Source organism: Fibrella forsythiae (genome assembly GCF_017353175.1).
Lineage (GTDB): Bacteria > Bacteroidota > Bacteroidia > Cytophagales > Spirosomataceae > Fibrella > Fibrella forsythiae.
Genome location: NZ_JAFMYW010000001.1, coordinates 1,013,647 through 1,035,128, shown reverse-complemented (window position 1 = coordinate 1,035,128; position 21,482 = coordinate 1,013,647). Strand labels below are relative to the sequence as shown.

The window sequence follows — 21,482 nt, the reverse complement described above, 5'->3', positions numbered from 1 at the left end:
GTGAAGGGGCTGCCTTAAAAGTCTGTTTTGATACCTACGGTGATCACGCGGGGCACCGGGTACGAGCCGTAATCGACCCCAACGAATGCACCGTTTGGTGCATTGCCCGACGCATTCAGCCCGTTGCTGCCACCCGAGAAACTCGTGGCGTTGTAGGTCGTGTTTTCCGGGTCGTAGTTGGTGTATTTGCTCCACAGATAGGCGTTGTCGGCATTGACATACACCCGCGTTGTTTTGAACGGCGTTTTGGCCAGCAGCGCCGAGGGCAGCGTGTAGGATAACCGGATGTTTTTGAGGCGCACAAACGAGGCGTCTTCCACAAACAGATTGCTGAACTGATCCTGCAAACCGGTCAGGTTCAGGGTGGCCCGTGGGTGGATGCCGTCGCCCGGATTGGCCTCAGACCGCCAGCGGTTGTCTACAAAGGCATACATGTTGCGGCCGTTGTTCCAGAAGCCCGAGTACCGGTAATTCTGGTTCACAATCTCGCCGCCAAACGACCCCTGGAAGAAAATCGACAGGTCGAAGCCTTTGTAGGAGAAGTTGTTGGTGATACCGGCAATGAAATCGGGCTGGTAATTGCCCAGCGTCACCCGGTCGTCGGCGTTGATCTTTCCATCGCCATTCACATCGCGTACAATTGGGTCGCCGGGTTTGGTACTGGCGGCGTGCGGTGCCGCATCAATGGCCGCCTGATTCTGGAAAATACCGTCGAACTTATAGCCGTAGAAGTTCGAAATGGGCTGGCCTACTTCTGTTTTCACCGTCACCACAAAATCGGTGTAAATGATCGGCGCATTACCTGGCCCAAGTTGAAGCACCTTGTTTTTGTTGGCGCTGATGTTGAAATCGGTGCTCCAGTTGAATTTGCCCACCACGTTTTTGGTGTTCAGGTTCAGTTCAACTCCCCGGTTCTGCATCTCGCCAATATTGGTCAGCTGATTGGAGAAGCCCGAAATATCAGGAATAGGTACGTTCAGCAGCATATCCCGTGTGATGGAGTTGTAGAACTCGGCCGAAATCCCGATCCGGTCGTTCAGCAGTCGCATGTCCAGACCGATGTTCAACTGGTTGGTGCGTTCCCACTTCAGGTTGGTATTGGCAATGTTGCTGATCGCAAGCCCGGAAGCCAGCGTACCGCCCGACACGTAGTTCGACGTACCCAGCAGGCTGATCGAGCCGTAGTTGGGAATCTGGTTGTTCCCCGCAATCCCGTAGCTGGCGCGTAGTTTCAGGCTGTTGATGAACTTCACGTTCTGCATGAATTTCTCGTCAGAGATCAGCCAGCCTGCCGAAACGGATGGGAAATAACCCCAGCGTGTGGCCGTTCCGAACCGTGAGCTACCATCGCGACGGATAGCGGCTGTGAAGAAATACTTGTTCTGAAAGTTGTACTGTGCCCGCGCCAGATACGAAATGATCGACCATTCGGTAGCCGTGGTTGAACCGCTGGTAACCACACCCGCGTTCAGCGTCTCAACCAGATCGTTGGGGAAGCTGCCCGCCGTAACGCTCGAGAACTCGTCGCGTTGTTTCTGCACGCTGTAACCGGCCAGCACATTCAGGCTGTGGTCGCCAAACTGCTTGTCATACGTTAGGGTGTTTTCCGAGAGCCAGTTGAGCGAATAGGCCGTTTGCGAGTTGCCTTCGGCGGCCAGCAGGCTCGAGTAGCCATAGCCCTGATTCTTAAAGCGATACGAGTTATACCGGTTGTTGTAGGCGTTGCCGCTGATGCTGGTCCGGAACTTCAGGTTATCGGTAATGTAGTAGTCGGCAAAGGCGGTTCCGAGCGTGTTGAACGACTTGTTCTGCTTGTCGATGTAGCGCGTCAGCGAATACGGGTGCCACAGGTTCAGGTCGTTGTAGGGCAGGTATTTGTTCCAGACCGAGTTTGGGTCGCGGTAGCCCAGGTTACCGTTTTCGTTGAAAATCGGGAAAATCGGGTCGCTTTGCAGGGCCAGGCTTACCACGTCGCTTTTCCCCTGCGTACCGTCTGTACGATCGAAAATCGTCGTAGCGCCCAGATTCAGGCCAATCGTTAGCCGATCGGTTACTTTGTGTTTGATGTTCGAACGAATAGACAGCCGTTTGTAGTAGTTCGCATCCAGTACCGCATCCTGATCAAGGTAAGCGCCCGAAAACAGGAACTGGGTTTTCTCGGTGCCGCCCGATACCGACAGCTGCGCATTGTGCGACGGCGCCACACGGAACATGGCGTCCTGCCAGTCGGTACCCGCGCCAAACTGCTGCGGGTTCGTGATAAAATCATCGGGAATGCGGTACGTAACCGGCCGTGCGCTGTTTGGGTCTGTCGCTTTATTTACGGCGGGGTTCAGATCAACCCAGGCGTTGTTGTGCGCGTCGTTGTAGTAGTTGATCCACTGCTGGGCGTTCATCATCTTCACTTTCCGAATCACTTGCTGCGTGCCGTATTCGTAGCCCGCACTAATGTTGGTTTTGCCCGGCTTACCCAGCTTGGTGGTAATCAGAATAACCCCGCTGGCTCCCCGCGAACCATAGATAGCGGCCGAAGACGCATCTTTCAGTACATCGACCGACTCGATATCCTGCGGGTTGATCAGGTTCAGGTTGAAGTTTTCGAGCGGCACCCCATCGACCACAAACAGCGGGTTCGTACCGGCCGTAATGGAGCTGACACCCCGGATACGAATGATGGGAGCGACCCCCGGCGCACCCTGCGACTGGGTGATGTTGACGCCCGCAATCTTACCGGCGAGCGACTGGGTAACGTTGCTGAACGAGCGGTCTTTAAATTCATTGAAACCAACAGACGCTACCGCTCCGGTAATGGCGCGTTTGCTTTGCGTACCGTAGCCTACCACTACCACTTCGTTGAGTGTCTTGTTAGACGACAGCATCGATACGTTGATGACCGACCGGGCCCCAACCGGTATCTCCTGCGGGTCATAGCTGATCGAACTGAAGACCAGCAGTGCGTTCTCATCAACCGTGATCGAATAGTTGCCATCCTGATTGGAGGTCGTACCGGTGTTGGTTGATTTCACGACTACGGAAGCTCCCGGAAGCGGGTTGCCGTTTTCGTCGCTAACCCGGCCAGTAACGGTGATAGCCTTCGTTTGACCAAAAACCTGAACGAAAGAAAAGCAAAATAAACTAAAGGTTACCCTGAAAAGCCATTTTCGCTGCGACGTGAGTTTAAAGTTCATTTGCATAGATTTATCGGTGAAATAGTCAATCAATTCGTCGTAAATTACTAAAAATGATTGTGAAGGTAAGACGATATGGAAAGTGCACTCTCCTGTAGTCTACTGTAGAATGCTTTGTTATTTTTTCTTTTACTTTGTTTTTTTATAACATAGTTAAGCATATGCAGGCTGCCGGGCGCGTGCAGCCATATCTGGCCAGCCAACTCATTCAGGTTATGGATGGCGGTGATGAGTGGCCCTTGTTTGGGATTGCTTTGTGCCAGTTTGGTGGGTAATTCCGGCCGGTAAAACCTGACGGGCGTTGATGGGGTGGCAGGGTGAGGCGTACCGGTGCCAGCCCGCACGGCTAAATAAGTTTGCAACTAAGCTTGTGCTTTTCCTTACTTTTGAACCAGTCCAGCACACAAAAAAGACATTATGTTACCGAACCAGCGTCGGGATAAGATCCTCGAATTGTTAAAGGAGGATGGGTCAGCCAAGGTCATCAACCTCGCCAAAATATTTAAAGTCACCGAAGTGACGATTCGTCAGGATCTGGAGAAACTGGAAAAAGACGGGTTGGTCACCAAAGAGCATGGCGGAGCGTATTTGAAAGACGTTGGCGATCAGGTTCGTACGTTCTCGCTGGGTAATCAGGAAAACATCGACAAAAAAGAACTGATTGCAGCCAAGTGTCTGGAGTTCATCGAAAGCGGCGATAGTATCATTCTCGATTCCGGCTCGACAACAACCGAAATTGCGAAGAAACTGCGTGGATATAAAGACCTGACCGTCATTACCAATGCATTGAACATTGCCATGATCCTGGGAGCCGAACCAGGCATAGAACTGATCATGACCGGGGGCGAATTCAAACCCCCAACCTTATCGCTGACGGGCCAGAAAGCCGCCGATTTTTTTAAGGGAATCAACGTGCAGAAGCTATTTCTGGCTACGGCGGGTATATCACTCAAATCAGGGTTGACCTATCCGAGTATCAGTGATTTAGTGGTAAAAAAAGCGATGATCGATGCCGCCGATACAACGTACCTGGTGGCCGATTCGACCAAGATGGGCAAAAGCGCGTTCGCCAGCCTGGGCGCGCTATCCCTCATCGATTACATCATTACGGATGCGGGTATCGAAGAAAAACACAAACAGGTTTTCCACGACAACGAAATAGAGCTGATCATCGCAAACTAGTTCTTGGGGAGCTTGGCAAAGGCGTGTAAAACTGCGCGGAGCGGCATGGAGCACCGGAGAGCACACCTACTCAAACAGCCAGTCGATGTTCTTTTTGTTTCCGGCCAGACCCGCGTCATAAATCGGGACTTCCTGATCATCAGTGATAAAGCCCAGCAACAGACAGGCCCCCTTACCCAGATTCAGCGTGTGCTGGCCGGCTTTGAATGAGTAGGCATGTACGTTTACCGGTGGGAGTCCGCTAACCAGCACCGCATTCGAGATTTTGATTTCCGACTGGCCATAATCGTTTGCGCTGGCGTCGGTTTCCAACTCGGGCACGGGTAGGTACGTCGGGTTCTTCTCGTTGAAAAAGCCTACCAGCAATTTTACCGGTTCAGTGGTTGTAAACGTCAGACTGGTGCGCTGAGCCTGCTGTGTCGCTTTGGCGAATTTCAGCCCTTTCAGGTTTGTCAACTCCTCGGCAACCCCCAGGATCGTAGCCGTCGTATCCGAAAAAACAGCCTGCCCTTTGTCAACCGTGTACGTCTGAACCGGTGGACTTTGGACGGTTATGGTGGCTGGTTTGAAGGGGAGGCGCTGTTTGGAAACTGACACAGGCGCGGCTTTCAGCGAGTCGATCGAGTGCTTGAATCGCGCCAGCTCTTTTTGGTATACCGGCAGCATTTCCGACCAGTGAATGAACGTTGCATCAACGCCACGCATGGGAATCTTACGCTGCTTCGTCTGCATGCTGTTGGCGTACAGGTACGTATCCTTTGTCAGGTTAACCAGCTCTGTGTAATGGGTCACGCTACTTTCCAGCATCGGTACCGCTCTTTCCAGATCCCGTATGTCGCTGGAGTATTTGTAGCGTAGCACTGCCAAGGCGGCGCGGGCTTTCTGCGCATAAAAATTGGCCATTGCGTTCTGGGCGTAGACATCGTTTTTCAGCCGGGCAAATTCGGTCTGGTCTTTGGTCACGGCCGGGGCTGCTTTGTTGATGGCTTCAACCGCTTTGCGTCCGTGTTCAATCACCTCGTCGGCCACCTGAGTGGGTGTTTCGCCAATGTGCTTCTGGTTGTTCCAATCTTTCTCAGCCTCTTCGATGATCATCTCGCCTTCCGGCGCTTCCGACTCATACATGAGCGTGAACAGCCCGTATCGGAAGGGGTTGATAAGCTGCGTCATCAGCATACCCAGTGTCAGGGTCTGGCGGTTGCCGTCGGTAATGCCGTATCGACGGAGCAGCTTGGGCGAAATCTCGCCGGTTTGTTCGTAGGCTTCCAGCACGTCTTTCCCTTTTTCGGGCGGAAGACCGTATTTCTGCGCCAGTTGATTGCCCCAGTATGCGATCTCCGTTGGTCGGTCTCGCTTCGATTGCCAGGCGTAGCGTGCCCAGGTTTTGTACCATATCCAGTCGCGATCGAGTTGAAACAGGCGGGGAGAGGCTTTGTCGGCGGTGTAGGGCCAATCCCAGTAGGAGGCTTGCGGGTACAGGTGCAGCCCGTTGGCGCCGTACACACTGTGCATCGCCTGCACCGACTTCTGAATAAAATCGGCCGATCCGTAGCGGAAGGGCTCCAGATTGGCCAGAATGTGCACGTTTTCAATCTGTACCGTACCGATGTTGCTTAAGGTCCGGTGCAGTTCGGCCCATTTGCCGCGTGGAGTGTAGGTGGTCAGGGCTTCGCCGTTGAACTTGGCTTCGGTATACAGGTTCTTGTACAGGGGAAGGGCCGCTTTCATCACGCGCGGGGCGTCTGTGTCATGCGCGCGGAGCACAAGGGGCGGCTCGGTGGTTTTGCCCAGGGCTTTCAGGCCATCTTTCACACCCGGAATAATAGTTTTTGTGAACCAGTCTACATCGTCCTGGCCAACACCTTCCATGGCTTCACCGAGGGCAATAAGTAGCCCTACGTTCGGGTATTTCTCCACAAACGCAGCGATTGATTTCCGGGTGTAATCGGCAATAAGCGGTACAATGGGCCGGTTCCGGTCCTGCGTTTTAATGTGGTGATGTTCGGCAAAGGGCTTCGAGACAATGATGTTGTAGAACATCTGGATGACCCAAATGCCCCGTTTATCGGCTTCGGTGGTCAGAAAACGAAACATCTCCTCATTCTTTTTGAACGTGGCATCGTCGACCTCAACGGCGTAGGGATATTCGTTCAGCCGTACCAGCGAGGCGAACGGGTGGCCGTTCCAGAGGTACAGCGAATTGTACCGGTTCTCGACCATCATATCCAGATACCGAATCCATTGGGCTTTGTCGTATAGCCAGGGAAACGTTTCGGGCGTGTAGGGGTACTCATACACATCGCGACCGGGTAGGTACGTTGGTTTCTGAATACCGATGCACGTACCCCGCAGCACCATTTCAGGCTTGTCGGTTATGCTGATTGCAGTGGGTAGTTTACCGGTTTCGGTGATGCGGTCGGCCAGTTCCAGGCAGCCATACAGCACGCCGGATGGATCAGCCCCGGTGAGCCGCAGAGGCCCGGCAACCCCCTTCTGAATGGAAAATCCTTCTTTACCGATCGTCGACGTACCTGCCAGATCAAGCACGATCTGAGTGGATACTGACGTCGCCGTACCCGTTTTGATCTGAACCGGATAGCCTGATTTGGTCAACGCCTGCTTTAGTTTCTCCGCCCCATACACGATACGCACATGGGCGTTGGCTGGAAGCAAAATAGCAACGGGCTGCCCTGTCGACGCCCGTTGCTGAGCGTAGGAAGGCAACCCGACCAGGAAGGAAAGGAGGAAGGTAAACGCGGTGAATTTTGTGAAGAAGCGCATCAGGAGCGGCTGGACTAGTCAGGCAATGTATGACAAACATACCAGTTAATAACGTCCCGCTTCTCCACCATTTTCTCTGAACATTATACCATGTTAGCGAGGATTATCACCGCCCCTTCAGGCGGTTGGGCAGAATGAGGGGTAAAGGCTAATACCCGTCATTCTGCCGGAACTCAGCCTTGTTTGTAACGGCGTCGATCTCACTTTGCGGAATGGGTCGCAGCACGTGATACGGCTGGATGTACGCGGCGGCATCCGGGTTGTATTTTTTAACCCGCTCAACGAGCTTGCCCGTCCGTTTCAGGTCGAACCAACGTACCTGCTCACCGGCTAATTCGCGCGCCCGTTCGTCGAGGATGAAGTCGAGCGTCACATCGGTGGCTGTTATGCGCATGGCTGCCTGCCTGCCGGGCACAGCCGCCCGGGTGCGAACGGCGTTGAGGTAATAGGCGGCGGAATCTGCCTGGCCAAGCCTGAACTGCGCCTCAGCCGCAACCAGGTACGTATCGGCCAGCCGAATCATGTAGGCATCGCGTGAACTCTGCGTTTCGGTATCCGTGGCGCGGGTTGGATCATCGAATTTCCGTAGCGAAATGTAGTGAAAACGGTCGTTTGGCGTACCGTCTGCCTTGTACATGTCATTCACATCATAAATCCGGTATCTTTTCGACTGTCGGAAGCTCGCTGTCACCGGATATTTCGTGGTCAGCACCGCCGTATCGCCTACATTGATACCCGCCGGGCGTTTGGTGGCGTCGGTTTCATTGGCCAGCCAGGCCGATTTGAACGAAGCGTTGTAGCGCGAATCGTTTTGCTCGTTGAACAGATTCAGGAGGAACAGCGTAGGCATGTACCGAACGTTGGGAAAGCCATTGGCCACGTCGCGTTTCATGCCCGGCTGGGTGTTGTATTCCATCAGAAACAGCGTGTGGTTCAGGTTGCTCCCCGCGTTGAATGTCAGGTTTGTTGAGTAGTTCACGGCCCATAGCACTTCCGTATTTTGTTGCCTGGTGATGTTCCACAGGTCGGCATAGGTGGGCAGCAATCGGTAGGTTGATCCGTTGATCACCCTGGTGGCGTAATTGCCGGCTTCCCGGTATCTGCCCTGGGTCAGGTACACCTTCGCCAGAAAAGCCTCGGCGGCGGGCCGCGTAATCCGGCCATACTCTGTCGTAGTTGGTGGAACAGCAGTAACGGCAAACTGAAGATCTGAGGAAATTTGCTGGTAAACAGCCTCAACGGGTGCGCGCGTGGCGGTTGTTTCAATGCTTTCGGTTGGTGTTAACCGGAGGGGAACAGCCCCGAAGGCTTCAACTAAATGGTAATAATACCAGCCCCGCAGGAATCGGGCTTCACCTTCCAGTTCTGTGCGGCGGGTGGCCGTCAGACCAGCGTTTGGCATGTAGGCCAGCACACTGTTGGCCAGATTAATGGCCGCGTAACACTGTTGCCACAGGCGGTTCTTAATCCAGAGGTTATCGGTCGTCAGCCCCTGATATGTCGTTAGCGCGGGTTGCGGAAAGACACCGTTTGAGCCGGTATTGCCGTTATTGGCGGCGTTCGTCCAGATGTCTGACCCCATTTCCATAAGCGCCTGCCCCTCTTCTTTTCCGTAGAAATAGCGGTTGTAGGTGTACAGGCCATTGACGCCCGCTTCAATGCCTTCGGGGGTGGTGAACAGGCTCTGGGCGGTAGAGCCGGCTGGGTTGTACTCGGTCAGGTCTTCTTTACACGCCAACAACATGGTGGCCAGCCCCAGCATCGACAGATAGGTCAGGTACGTTTTCATAATTGGATGCGGTTTGGGGTTAAAAGCCAAGGTTCAGGCCAACTACATACAGGCGCGTAAGGGGCTGATCAATAACGCCTTCTCCTTCCGGATCGAAATCTTTCAGGCTGCTGAACGTATGCAGATTTTTTCCTGATACGTATACCCGCAGGTTATCAATCTTTAGTTTGTTCATGACCGTTTTGGGAAGGGTGTAGCCCAGGGTAATGTTCCTGATCTTGGTAAACGAAGCCTGCCGTTCGGTCAGCGTGGTAACGTAGGTCGAAGCGCGGTTGGCGTTCGGGCGAGGGTATTCGTTCGTTGGGTTTTCGGGCGTCCAGTAGTCGATACTGGCTCCGTTATTGTTGCCATTCCGGTTGTACTTCGCGTAATAATCAGAGCTGATCCACTGACCCACGCGGGCCACAAGCAGTATGTTCAGGTCGAATCCTTTGAAGCGGATATCATTCGAGAGGCCACCCGTCCACTGCGGTACGCGGGAGCCAATGATCGTGCGATCCTGACCATCGATTTTGCCGTCATTGTTCAAATCGGCGATCTTTATATCACCCGGGATCGAGCTGTATCTGGCCGCTGCCGATTCTTCTCCCAGTTGCCAGATTCCCAGTTTCTTATAATCATAATAAATCTGCGACGGCTGGCCTTCAATCAGCGAGTTCCGGTAATCATCGGCAATGACGTTGCCATTTGGTAGCGAAACGATCATCTCCTTATTGCGGGCGAAAGTCAGGTTGGTCGACCAGGTAAAGCCTTTCCGATTGATGTTCTGCGTGGTGATACCGACTTCGATACCCCGGTTCCGGGTTACGCCAATGTTGCGGTTCACCGTCGTTACGCCCGTCAGCAACGGCAGCGTATAGGGAAAAATAAGGTCGTTGGTGCGGGCATCGTAGTAGTCGATATTGGCCGTTATGCGGTTGTTCAGCAAACCAATATCCAGCCCCACATCGGCCGTTGTGGTCAGTTCCCACTTCAGGTTCTGATTGCCGATGGTCTGGTTAATCAGGTAGGCATTGGCTGCGTTGGCATCGTTGTAGGAAAACGAAGCGGTTGTCAGCGAGCTTTGCGTGGCATAGGGGTTGATCACGTCATTCCCCGAAATACCGTAGCTCGTGCGGAGTTTAAGGTCAGAAACCACCTTCTGGTTTTTGAAAAACGGCTCGTCGCTGATGCGCCAGCCCAGGCCAGCCGAGGGGAAAAAGGCCCATTTATTGCCTTCTCCCAATTTCGACGACCCGTCTGTGCGCCCCGTAACGGTCAGCAGGTATTTATCTTTCCAGGTGTAGTTGATCCGCCCCGTGAACGAGATGAGGCGGTTGCTGCTATACCCACTTCCGTAAAATGGATTCTGGTTTGCCGCCGCCAGATTATAGAAGTACTGGGCCGGAATCAGTTGATTATTGCCGCCTGCAAAACTCGACGTGTTGTTGAACGACAAATAACTGGTAACACCCGTAACCGTGAAGGAGTGATCCTGGATGGCGCGCTTGTAGGTGAATACGTTCTCCCAGCTCAGGTTTCGGCTCTGGTTACTGGTAATAGATGCCTGCGACCGGCTGCCTGCTCCATCGATGGTATTTCGTCCGTAGTAACTACCGGCTTCGGACGTCGCGAAAATGGCACCCAGTGTTGAGCGAACCGAGAAACCCGCAAAAGGGGTCAGTTCAATGTAGGTGGAGAGCGTACCCCGGTTGGTTTTGGTGTTTCGTTTATAGGCACCCGGCTGCTCATCGGCCAGCGGATTGATGATGGTGCCGCCCAGCGGAAACGGGATAAAATTGCCATTTTCGTCGTAGGGCGTTCCCAACGGAGGAATATTGGAGGCCCGGTTAAACGGGTCGCGGCGAATGTCGTTATCGATGTACGCCAGTTGGGTTTGAATGCCGACGGTGACCCAGTTATTGATCGTCTGATCGATGTTGAGGCGGGCCGAGTACCGTTTGAATTCATCGAGCCGAATGATTCCCTTTTCGTTGTAATACCCAGCCGAGAAATACACTTTCGTTTTATCGGTGCCGCCGGTGATACCCAGCTGATGATCCTGCTGGAATCCCGGCTTGAGCAACAGATCGGGCCAAACCGGAAACTGATTTTTCTGAATAGCATCTAACTGAGGCGCGTTGAAAATCTTTGCGTCATCGGCGGGGCTGTTCCAGGTGCCCGCCGCCCGGTAAGCTTCGCGACGGAACGCAATGTATTCAGGACCCGTCATGAAAGCGCCATAACCCGCTACATTCGAGATGCCCGCGTAGGTGTTGTAGCTGAGTTTCGGTTTGCCGCTCGTACCCCGTTTGGTGGTTATAATAATAACCCCATTGGCCCCCCGCGACCCATAAATGGCCGTTGATGACGCGTCTTTCAACACATCGATCGATTGAATATCATTCGGGTTGATGTCGGCGGCGCTCACACCCTGCACGCCGTCAACAATGTACAGTACGTTGTTTGAACTGCCGGGGTTGGCAATAGAACGATTACCCCGAATCCGGATCGACGCACTGGCGCCTGCGTAACCACTGGCGCGGGTAATGTCGGCCCCCGGAATTTTCCCCTGAAGCGCTTCCACGGGGGTAGTAACGGGAATTTTCGTTGTTTCATCGCCTTTGATAGACACCACGGAGCCGGTCAGATCGCGTTTGCGCTGCGTGCCGTAGCCGATCACGACCACCTCCGACAACTGCTTGTTGTCTTCCAGCAGGGTGATGGCCAGCTCAGTCGATGCACCAACCGGCACTTCCTGTGCTACGTAGCCTACGAAACTGAAAACCAACACGCTCCCTTCGTCGGGAACAGTGAGCTGGAACGTACCTGACGGATCGGTAGTGGTGCCGCGCCCGGCGTTTTTAATGACAACACTCACGCCGGGCAGGCCCTGACCATTTTCATCCTTTATGGTACCCTTCACCACTTTGTCAACGGCCACCTGTGATAGCGCCGACGGCTGGAGAAAACGGCTCGTCGATGATTGTCTGGCCAGGTCTGTCTGCGTGCTGGCAAGGGTCTGAGAAAAGGCAACAGTGGAATAGCTTAGCTGAACCAGCCCGAGCAGGCTGATTGTCAATGCGTGCAGGTGCTTCATACATATTGGGTTGAGTAAGGTATCGGCAAAGGCCGTAGCTAATCAGCTGGCAGTCAGTAATCTGCCAGGTTTATATCTACTGTTGATTGACAAACTTAGTAGATTAGTGTGGCGTCAATTTCCACCATTTTCTCTAAAAATTGTACAATGTTATCCTGGTAGAATAAGGTGATTAACTAGGCTCATTTTGAGGAGCAGTAGGCCGGGGAGGCTACGTTCTTCGGCTGGCGATGGCCTATGACCGCGCCAGCCGGAGACCCACCGTGGAGCAACGTACCCCATTTACTCAAACCAACTTTTCCGAAACCTGAATAGGGGCAACGTCTTCCACCTTGGGTACTTCAGTTGTTGGCTGCCGACGCCAGTAATTGGCCAGGATAGACCCCGAAATATTCATCCAGGGGCTGAATACGGCGGCGGGCAACCCGAGGGTGCCCAGCTTCCCCATACTGCCCGCCAGCCCCGACGCCATGCCGCCGTTTTGCAGGCCAACTTCAAACGCGATGGTTCGGGCCGAATTTTTATCTAACCCAAACAACCGGCTGAGCCAGTAGCCGAAAAAGTAACCTGCTCCGTTGTGAATCACTGACGTGATAAAGAGCAGAAAACCAACCTGCAACAGATTGTCGCGACCGGCAGCGGTGGTAACAGCGGTGAAATAGATGATGCCGAACATAGACAGATAGGGCATCCAGTCGTCTAGCTTCGGGTTGCGCTTTGCCAGTTGATGGTAAATAAACCCGACCAAAACGGCTCCCAGCAGAAAGCTACCGATCTCAAGGAATTGGCGTAGTGCAGTACTGGGTACGTTTACTTCGATATACGCCCAGCCGCCCAGGGCCAGCACCGCCAGCCAGATGGTCGACAGACAAACCACTGCCCGAACGGTCCGAATGCCGGGTACTGAGGCCGTTTTCAAATAATCATGCAACAGGGCCGCGAAAATGGGCACAATGACGATTTTGATAATCTCCATCATCATGTTCACAAACTTGATCTCGATCAGCGTACCGGCCAGCAGTTTCAGCAGCAGGGGCGTTAGAAAGGGTGCCGCCAGCGTAGCCATAGCCGTAACCACCACCGACAGCACCAGATTGGCTTTTGCCAGATACACCATCACGTTCGACGCCAGTCCACTCGAGCAGGAGCCAATCAGAATGATACCGGCAGCAATTTCGGGGTCGAAATGAACGATGCGGGTCAGGAGTAAACCCATGAGCGGCATCACCGAAAAATGGCAGAGTAGCCCAATGGCAACGCCTTTCCCGGTGGTGGCCAGGCCCGAAAAATCACGGATACTCATCTGAATGCCCATGCCGAACATCACAAGCTGGATGATCACCAGAATGAGCCATTTATTCCGCAGATCGAACGTACCCCAATGCGTAAACGCCGCCGGGTAGATCATCCCTGTAACCACCGCCACAATGATCCAGGCGGTGTATTGGTACGTTTTTAGTGCCTGAACAGATCGCATGCCAAAGGCAAAACTAACGGCTGCCAGTACAGCCGCTGGCTGCCAGACAGCCGGTTGGTGAATCAGTAAACCAAGCAGCAATGCCACAAAAGCAAGGGCAGCGATCAGAAGCGGGAGTTTGGTCATGGGAAGGGTTCGGTTTGGTTGGCTGGTTAAGTTCGACACTCCGGGTTGCCTCGCGTGAGCAATTACGCTGCCACGCGAAGCGCACACTCGCGAAACATCTCGCTAGCCCATCTGCGACGCCAGATGCCCGATCGCGATGCCGGGGCTGGCCAGGATGGGGACAAGTTTATCCGCATCGGCCAACGAATCGACGACGCGTGCCATGGAAGCCTGGGCCAGCAGAATGACATCAACCTGTTGGCTCAGTTCCTTCAAGGCCGCAGCAACCGTTGCATCATGTGTTGCTGCATCGCCGCTCATGAGTGCGTCGAAAGCACCTTCGCACAGGACAGCCGTTAATTCGATTGCTTTACCAGCAAGGGCTGCCCGTCGACGAACCAGATCGCTGGTTGGCTCCAGCGTGGTGGCCAATGTGGCAATCACCCCGATATGCTGCCCCATCTGAACGGCCTGGTCAGCCATTGGCTGATCGACCCTCAACACAGGTACGTTGGTTTGTGCGGCAGCGGCTTCAACGGCGGCACCGATAGAGGAACACGTAACCAGAATAGAATCGGCGCCGGCATCCTCGGCCGAACTAACGTAATGGCCAACCCGGCGGGCAATGTCGGGCGTCAGTTCACTGCGCTGAATAATATTTCTGACCAGGCTATCATCAACGATGTTGACGATCTGTACACCCGGCAGGTGTTTCGCGCAAAGCTGCTGGAATACAGGGACTAACGTGGCTGAGGTATGGATGAGACCCAGTGTTTTCATACTGATAATGTTGTTGTTTTCTTGTTAAGACACCCTGCCTGCGCGCAGTATGCCGAAATAGTCGGGAGCACCGACTTGACCGCCTTTGAAATTCACCTCCAGGCCATCCAGCGGTGAACCGGGCGCCGTAGCTCGGCAAAGTGGTGCGCCCGGAACCAGCGCGGTAATTATTTCAACAGCTTCGATGCCCATTGCCCTTGCTGCGTAACTCGACGTATCGCCCCCCGCTACAACGACCCGTTTCACCCGTGTTTGCCGAACGATTTCTCTGGCAATCTGCCCCAGGGCAGTCCCGAGCTTCTCGGAAGAGAGCGTACGATGCTGCCGAACAGCCCCCCCTGCCGTGTGAACGATCACATTAGCGCCCTGACCTACGTGAGCAATCGCCTGCTGAACGTACCCGGCCACAGCGGCATCGGGTATGATACTGTCGTGGATTGTTTGCGCATCAAGAATCACCTCTGCAAATCCGTTTGCCCTTGCCCAGGCAATTTGCCCAGCCGTAACTGGTGAGCAACTGCCTGAGAGCACCAGCAACGGATTCGCACTGCCCGGGTCGGGCCAGGATGTTACCGGCGTCAAGGCCCCAGTCTGTGCCCAGTGGCTACCCAACGCCATATCAACGCCCGACGAACCGACCGAAAAGAAGGGCGTATCGGGGTTACCGTACGAGTCGATCAGCTCGCCAATCGAACGTAACTGCGTATCTTCCATCGCGTCGAACAGGATGACCTGCGCCCCATTTTCTATTAATTTAGTTGTTGAATCGGCAATAAACTGCTGACTGGTAGTGAGTTGGGTTAAATCGATCAGTCCGGTTGCTTTGTCGGTCTGCCTGGCCAGATGAAGCCTGATGTCGCTTTCTTCTGCGGGTGTAACCGGATGCTTGCTCATGGACGGGTGCCGGTCGAGCCGATAGACGGTACCGTAGCTACCTGTACCCAACCGGGCAAAGAGGTTGCCGAACGCACAATATCGGCCCAGGGAGGGTGCGGCAACCAGCAGGGGCACGAACTGCCGCTGAAACAGGGCGTGTCCAACATCAATTGCCCGTCCGATACTGCCGATTGCTGGCGACGAGTCGAAGGTTGAACAGACTTTGTAATGGACATGCCGGGTGCCCAGTTTCCGGAGTTCGGCAAAGGCTATCTTCAGCGTCGTTTCCATCGTTTCGGGCGGCATGGACCGAGTAAGACCCGCAACCCCAATCGCATCAAGGCCCTGGTACCTGCCCAACTGGTCGGCCGTTGGCGGTTCAATGAACAACGCCGTTTTCGCCCCCGCCCGACTAAGAAATTCGAGAGCATCGGTTGAACCCGTAAAGTCATCGCCATAAAAGGCCAGTAGCAGGGGCTTATCCACGTTACTTACCGCCAAATTTTTCCACCGATTTTGCGAACTCCGGGTACGTTGCCGCCGCCTGTTCAATACTCAATCCATCAACTGCTGCTTGCCACGCCTGTTGCAGGGCAGTTACGCCCGCCGCCGGGCCCATCGGGTGAGCCAGAATACCCCCGCCAGCCATGTAGAGCAAATCGGTGGTTTGGGTACGGCGGTACGTTTCGGGAGCCTGACCACCCCATTGCCCTGACGATACGACCGGCAACACCGAATAACCGCCAAGTACCGGAGTCAGGCATGCCTTGATCGACTGCACCACGCTGTCGTCCGATTCCCAGAACTTGTTTTGAATGCCATTCACGTGAATCTGATCAACGCCCGCCAGCCGCCACAATTTCTGATAGGCCGTAAAGTCGATGCCGAGTAGTGGGTGACGGGTCAGCATGCCCCAGCCGTTACGATGGCCGTGAATGGCCAGCACACGTTGATCACAGATTTTTTTGGCTCCCGCCAGCCCTACGCTGTTCAAACTGACCATCGCGCAGGTTCCACCTCGGCTGACGATCAGTTCGTACCGCTCCATCATCTCGTCGATTTCGCCGCTGATATTGAAGGCGTACATCACTTTTTTGCCCGTCTTATCGGCATGTCGGTTGATGACGTCCATCACCGTATCGACGCGCTTATCGAACGGTGAATTGGCTGATGAGCTGAGTAATTCGTCGTCTTTAATGAAATCGATACCAGACTCGGCCAGCGTCTGAACCAGCGTGGCGGTTTGCTCGGGCGATAGGCCGACGCTTGGTTTCACGATAGTCCCGATGAGTGGGCGACCCTGCACGCCGGTCAGTTCACGGCAGCCCGCGATGCCGAATGCCGGACCACCATAGTGATCGGCGTAAGAGGGAGGAAGCTCGATATCAAGGAGTTTCAGTCCGGTAAACTGCCGGATCTCGTATAAATTGCCCTGTAACGTAGAGATCAGCACCGGCAGGTTATACCCGAAATTCTCGACTGACCAGGACACGGTTACGATTGCCCGCTGATACGTACCTGACGCGCTGACGGCTCCCGGAATAGCGGGTTCGGTGACCGTTTCCAGTTGCACAACAGACTCGACCCGCGCGGCAAACCGATGTTTCAATTCGTCTGTCTCGCCCGGCACCGCCACGAACGTACCTGACGATTGTTCGCCAGCCAGCACCTGTGCCGCCGCCTCCGGGTCAAATGGGGTTTCAATGTAATACGTAGCTTTTATGCGTTCCATAGTGGGTATGGCTTACCGGATCAGCGGAATCCAGACGGCCATTTCAGAATGGCCCCGATTCGCCCAGGCGTAGTAGGGAATGAGCCGAACGGGCGTTGATTGCGGTGCTTTTTCTGACACTTCGCGGTAAAGCTGGTTTGTCCAACTGCTTTCGTCGAGTAGCCTGGCCGTGCCGTCGAGCGCGATCATATCGGTGTTCTCGAACCGGACAGGTGTCGGCTTGAAATCGAGTTTGGTTGATAAGGCGATGGTTGCCAGCTTCGTTTTACGATTATCCACCGACTCCAGACAGTAGACGATCGGGCCGCGTTTCACCGCCACCTGGTTGCGGTTTTCTTCCACCAGCGGATTCGCTTCGATGAGCTTTACCGGCATCGGCAGGTCGATGTCGACCCGGTCGCCCGCCGCCCATTTCCGGTTCAGTTCCGCGTACGTACCTGCCTGTACCCGCGTCTTCACCAAGGCCCCATTCACCTTGATTGTAGCCCCCTGGCACCAGCCCGGAATCCGAACGAACACTGAGAACGACGAGGCCGGAACCTGGTCCAGTTGAATGGTAATAGCACCATCCCAGGGGTAATTTGTTGTCTGCGTGAGCCGAAGCGGTGACCCGTCTTTCAGTTGGGTGTTCAACTGGTTGCTCCCAAACATAGTCAGCCACAGGCCTTTGTCGGAAATGCTGTACGCGTAATTGCTCACTTCCGAGACTGTACGCACCGTATTGGGCGGGCAGCAGTTCGACAGACGGATGTAGTTCTGGCGGCCACCCATCCAGCGCAGGCCGTAGGGGTACTCATCCGACGCACTCAGTGGGTTGGTGTAGAAGAACTTGTTGCCATCCAGACTGATGCCCGACAAAATGCTGTTGTAGAGTGCCAGCTCCATCACATCCGCGTATTTGGCATCGCCCGTGATCTGCAACATCCGGTAGTTCCAGAGCAGGTTGCCGATGTTGGCGCAAGTCTCGTTGTGGGCCGAATGGTTGGGCAACTGATACGCTTTTCCGTAGGCCTGATGAATTTTCTGAACCGTATCGGGCTTGTACGACGTGCCCTCGGGCGAGACACCATCATACAGCGCACCGCAGCCGCCCGTCACATACATTTTCCGGTTCACCACGTCGTTCCACATCAGATCGAGCGTAGCCAGCAGCGTACTATCGCCGGTTTCGGCAAAAACATCGGCGGCACCGGCAAACAGGTAATTGGCCCGAACAGCATGACCGATCACTTTGGTCATCTTGCGAAACGGCACCCGATCCGAGTTGTCGTCGGTCCCTTCCGACAGGCCCCGAATGTCGATCAGCTTCTGGGCCAGCGCCAGGTATTTCGGGTCGCGGGTAGTACGGTACATCTCCGTAATCCCCATATAATGCGACGGACAAATGGCATTACGCGCCTGTTCGGGACTGGCGTTGTTGTAAAAACCGATCAGGAAATCGGTCGCTTTTTTCGCCACGTTCAGGAGCGACGTTTTGCCCGTTGCCCGGTAGTGTACGCAGGCAGCGGTCATCAGATGGCCGAAGTTATACGCTTCAAAGCTCAACTTGTCATCGAACATCTTTTTCTCGCCCGACTTCTTCTGCTGAATAATGGCTTTCGTGTAAACGTATCCATCGGGTGCCTGCGCTTTGGTGATGACTGCAATGGCCTTGTCCATCTGCGCATCCAGCTTCCTGTCTTTGGTCAGCGCATACATACTCGCCACCGATTCCAGCGTTTTGTAGAAATCGCCATCGTGGAAGGATGGTCCTTTGAACTCACCTGATTGCAGCCCGGCGGCTATTTCGAAGTTCCGAAATGAATGGCTGACGGTCGGATTCGTGTAGGTATCCCAGAGGTGCGGCACCATCGAATCGCGGCATACCCGAAATCGATCAGCCCAGAATCCTGTTGTCCAGGTCAGTGCGTTCAAATCGGGACTTTCCAGCCGGGCAAATTTGCTTTGCGACGTATTGACCAGCGCGTTCGTCTGTCCCGGCGATACCTGCGCCGTTAATAGGTGAAAGCCGGACAAGGCAACGTACCTGAAAAGCTTATTGATGGAATTCATACGGAGTAAATAGCATAAAAGCCAAAACTAATGGTAATAAACCGCTGCCGTTTGTGCTATTTTCTCAAGGAGTTGTAGGATGTTAGCGTATCGGATTGGCGCGGTTATTCTGCTGAGAATGGATTGATGTTTGGCTGAAGGTTGCGTTGCGAGGTAGGTTGCTGATGCCTTACAGCTTGTAGCTCACCACGTAACTCTTTCCTTTTTCGATGGTCAACTCGAACTTTCCGTCGGATGTTGTCCGAATGGCTCCCTGCTTGCAAATGGGTTTTGCTTTACTGGCAAACCGAAGGGTACCGGTTCCGGCAGCGGCACCCGTCACGCGGATGTCTTTGGCACTGCAATACACGCTGACGTCGCCATCGGGTGTGGGTACCTTGCCGTCGATCCAGGCCAGGCCGCCCAGTTGTGGCTCGATCAGGTACGTATCGTAGGCAGGCGTGAGGGGTTTCACGCCCAGGTAATATTTGCCCAGGAGGTAAATCGGGCTGGCACCCCAGGCGTGGCAAAGGCTCTTGCCGAACTCACGACCATACATGGCGTAGTGCTCGGCTCCTTTTTTCGTCGGGTTGTATTCTTCCCAGAACGACGTGGCTCCGAGATCGAGCATACCGCCCCAGTAGGCCTTCATTTCCTTCGTTACATACGTCTGTTCGCCCAGTGCGCAAAGGGCTTCGAGTTCGTAGAAACGCATGTAGGGCGTGGTGATCCTGGGAACGTCCGGGTTCAGCAATACATGCTTTTTTACGGCCTGTTTTTTGGCTTCGTCGAGGTAGTTGAAAAAGATAGCAAACATGTTGGCGTAGCGCGTCACGTTCTCGGTCGGTACCCCGTTTATCCGGCTGTGAACGAGGGCCTGTTTCTGCTCATTCCAGTAGGCACTAAAGAGCGTTTGCTTCACGTCGGCGGCCAGTTTGGCATACTTGGTGGCGTTGGGAACATCGTTGACGATGTTGGCACAAACGGCCATCGTTTCCAGACTGCGCGCAAAGAGCAACTGCTCGAAACTGACCTCGCCTTTCTTGCTCAACCCTTCGGCCCAGTCGATGAAAACCCAGTCACCGGCCAATCCTTCGAGCAGGCCATTCTTGTTTCGTCGGGCCAGCATATAATCCATCAGGCTCTGCATACGCGGATAAAACTGCTGGACGAAGGCTTTGTCGCCCGAATAGAGGTAGTAATCGTAAATGCTTATGAACCAATAGGATGAATAATCCATGATGGTGTTGATGTGGCTCGTGACCGGATCTTTCCCGCGCATGGCCAGCATGGTGCGGGTCACCGTTGGCGAGTCGAACAGCAGGTAGTAGTTCATCAGGTAACTCTGCGAGGCATCGCCCGACCAGACCCAGCGGTCGCGCTTGATACCGTCGATAAAAAACTCGCGGGTGTTCAGGTGCAACGTGTAGGCCGCCACATCGTAGATCTTGTTGATCTGCTCATCCGAACAACGGAAACTGCCCCGGTCGGCCACGGGCAGGTACTCATATAGCATTGACACATTATCGATCGAAACGCTGCCATCGAACTGGATAGATACGTACCTGAACGCCTTGGTCAGTTCCATGACCGAGTCACGTTTTTGGGTCATCGCCAGGTGCAGTTCATCGGTCGTTTCACAGGTTTCGGTAGCCAGCGCTTCTTCCCGCGATTCGCCGTAGTAGATCATCACCTTGCCCTTGCCGGTCAGTCCGTTCAGCTTGATGAAGCCAAATGTTTCCTTGCCAAAATCAAGCAGGATGGAGCCCGGTTTCCGCTCTGTTTTCACGGCTGCCTGTTCGGTGGTGTTCAGCCTGAATGCCGATGGTGGCGTCTGGGCGGTGTTGAAATTCCACGATCCTGCTTTTAGCCAGGTTGTACCCGACTGATCAGAGGCTTTGCCCGTCTCGTCGATCCATTCTTTGTCTTCAAACGTAACTAGCCAGCTGTTGTCGGAAACCACGTTTTTGCCCTTCACGAAAATAGCGGGCACCCGATCCTGACAAAATACTTTCAGGCTCACCCGGTGCTTTCCGGCGGGAACCGTGATCTTCGTTGGAAAGCCCGGAAAGGCTTTGCCGTCTATCTTGACGTTGTACCGACCTTCTACGGTCAATTCTACCTCTTCAGCCTCAGGTATGTCGAAATCTTTATGGAAATCGATCAGGTTGTAATGACTGTCGAGCTTCCAGAACGGGGGCAGGAACGTGCCTCGTTCGGTACGTCGATTCTGCATGTTGTTGCCCAGCCAGACTTCATAATCGCCTGGGTACCAGATCCATGTTGCCTGTTTTTGGGCAAAACCCGGTGAGAGAAATGAGAGCAGTAAGCAAGCAAACAAAAGAGACTTTTTCATGAAAGAGGGGTAGGAGGAAGGGTAAGTGGGAAGTTGGGGGTGGGTGCATACTATCGCTATGAGCGTGTAACAACGGCTTTTTTGTCATCCCGACGACAGGAGGGAT

Annotated in this window: 11 protein-coding genes; 1 reads left to right on the top strand and 10 read right to left on the bottom strand. The window is 54.2% G+C overall.

All coding sequences use genetic code 11. The features are described from left to right. Nucleotides 1-14 precede the first annotated feature (14 nt). On the bottom strand, nucleotides 15-3,188 hold the full coding sequence (locus J2I46_RS04840; RefSeq protein WP_207327791.1) for a SusC/RagA family TonB-linked outer membrane protein: 3,174 nt from the start codon (nucleotides 3,186-3,188) through the stop codon (nucleotides 15-17). A 417-nt stretch (nucleotides 3,189-3,605) separates the two neighbouring features. Here J2I46_RS04840 and J2I46_RS04835 point away from each other — a divergent pair, with 417 nt between their 5' ends. Beyond that, a complete protein-coding gene (locus tag J2I46_RS04835) occupies nucleotides 3,606-4,370 on the top strand; it encodes a DeoR/GlpR family DNA-binding transcription regulator (RefSeq protein WP_207327790.1) in 765 nt (254 codons plus the stop codon). A 66-nt stretch (nucleotides 4,371-4,436) separates the two neighbouring features. Here J2I46_RS04835 and J2I46_RS04830 read toward each other — a convergent pair whose 3' ends face one another. From J2I46_RS04830 to J2I46_RS04790, 9 genes are all read right to left on the bottom strand, one after another. After that, nucleotides 4,437-7,151, bottom strand: a complete 2,715-nt coding sequence (locus tag J2I46_RS04830; RefSeq protein ID WP_207327789.1) for an alpha-d-galacturonidase — start codon at nucleotides 7,149-7,151, stop codon at nucleotides 4,437-4,439. Nucleotides 7,152-7,299: 148 nt separating this feature from the next. Further along, the gene (locus tag J2I46_RS04825; protein ID WP_207327788.1) at nucleotides 7,300-8,940 is read right to left on the bottom strand and encodes a RagB/SusD family nutrient uptake outer membrane protein; all 1,641 of its coding nucleotides are present in this window, start codon (nucleotides 8,938-8,940) and stop codon (nucleotides 7,300-7,302) included. A 19-nt stretch (nucleotides 8,941-8,959) separates the two neighbouring features. Beyond that, nucleotides 8,960-12,019: a SusC/RagA family TonB-linked outer membrane protein gene (locus J2I46_RS04820; RefSeq protein ID WP_207327787.1), complete on the bottom strand. Its 3,060-nt coding sequence runs from the start codon at nucleotides 12,017-12,019 to the stop codon at nucleotides 8,960-8,962. A gap of 286 nt (nucleotides 12,020-12,305) precedes the next feature. After that, nucleotides 12,306-13,622 carry a bile acid:sodium symporter family protein gene (locus J2I46_RS04815; RefSeq protein WP_207327786.1) on the bottom strand — a complete coding sequence of 439 codons (1,317 nt, stop codon included), beginning with the start codon at nucleotides 13,620-13,622 and terminating at the stop codon, nucleotides 12,306-12,308. Nucleotides 13,623-13,724: 102 nt separating this feature from the next. Then, the gene (locus J2I46_RS04810; protein WP_207327785.1) at nucleotides 13,725-14,381 is read right to left on the bottom strand and encodes an aspartate/glutamate racemase family protein; all 657 of its coding nucleotides are present in this window, start codon (nucleotides 14,379-14,381) and stop codon (nucleotides 13,725-13,727) included. Nucleotides 14,382-14,405: 24 nt separating this feature from the next. Further along, nucleotides 14,406-15,743: a four-carbon acid sugar kinase family protein gene (locus J2I46_RS04805; protein WP_207327784.1), complete on the bottom strand. Its 1,338-nt coding sequence runs from the start codon at nucleotides 15,741-15,743 to the stop codon at nucleotides 14,406-14,408. Between the two features lies 1 nt (nucleotide 15,744). Continuing rightward, a complete protein-coding gene (locus tag J2I46_RS04800) occupies nucleotides 15,745-16,989 on the bottom strand; it encodes a ribulose-bisphosphate carboxylase large subunit family protein (protein WP_207327783.1) in 1,245 nt (414 codons plus the stop codon). Nucleotides 16,990-17,001: 12 nt separating this feature from the next. Then, entirely contained in the window at nucleotides 17,002-19,041 is a 2,040-nt protein-coding gene (locus tag J2I46_RS04795) for an aceric acid hydrolase (protein WP_207327782.1), read from the bottom strand. A gap of 169 nt (nucleotides 19,042-19,210) precedes the next feature. Further along, on the bottom strand, nucleotides 19,211-21,376 hold the full coding sequence (locus J2I46_RS04790) for an alpha-L-rhamnosidase-related protein (RefSeq protein ID WP_207327781.1): 2,166 nt from the start codon (nucleotides 21,374-21,376) through the stop codon (nucleotides 19,211-19,213). Nucleotides 21,377-21,482: the final 106 nt, after the last annotated feature.

Coding starts and splice junctions, on each gene's coding strand:
- J2I46_RS04840 (WP_207327791.1), bottom strand. CDS start 3,188: ATGAACTTTAAACTCACGTCGCAGCGAAAATGGCTTTTCAGGGTAACC.
- J2I46_RS04835 (WP_207327790.1), top strand. CDS start 3,606: ATGTTACCGAACCAGCGTCGGGATAAGATCCTCGAATTGTTAAAGGAG.
- J2I46_RS04830 (WP_207327789.1), bottom strand. CDS start 7,151: ATGCGCTTCTTCACAAAATTCACCGCGTTTACCTTCCTCCTTTCCTTC.
- J2I46_RS04825 (WP_207327788.1), bottom strand. CDS start 8,940: ATGAAAACGTACCTGACCTATCTGTCGATGCTGGGGCTGGCCACCATG.
- J2I46_RS04820 (WP_207327787.1), bottom strand. CDS start 12,019: ATGAAGCACCTGCACGCATTGACAATCAGCCTGCTCGGGCTGGTTCAG.
- J2I46_RS04815 (WP_207327786.1), bottom strand. CDS start 13,622: ATGACCAAACTCCCGCTTCTGATCGCTGCCCTTGCTTTTGTGGCATTG.
- J2I46_RS04810 (WP_207327785.1), bottom strand. CDS start 14,381: ATGAAAACACTGGGTCTCATCCATACCTCAGCCACGTTAGTCCCTGTA.
- J2I46_RS04800 (WP_207327783.1), bottom strand. CDS start 16,989: ATGGAACGCATAAAAGCTACGTATTACATTGAAACCCCATTTGACCCG.
- J2I46_RS04795 (WP_207327782.1), bottom strand. CDS start 19,041: ATGAATTCCATCAATAAGCTTTTCAGGTACGTTGCCTTGTCCGGCTTT.
- J2I46_RS04790 (WP_207327781.1), bottom strand. CDS start 21,376: ATGAAAAAGTCTCTTTTGTTTGCTTGCTTACTGCTCTCATTTCTCTCA.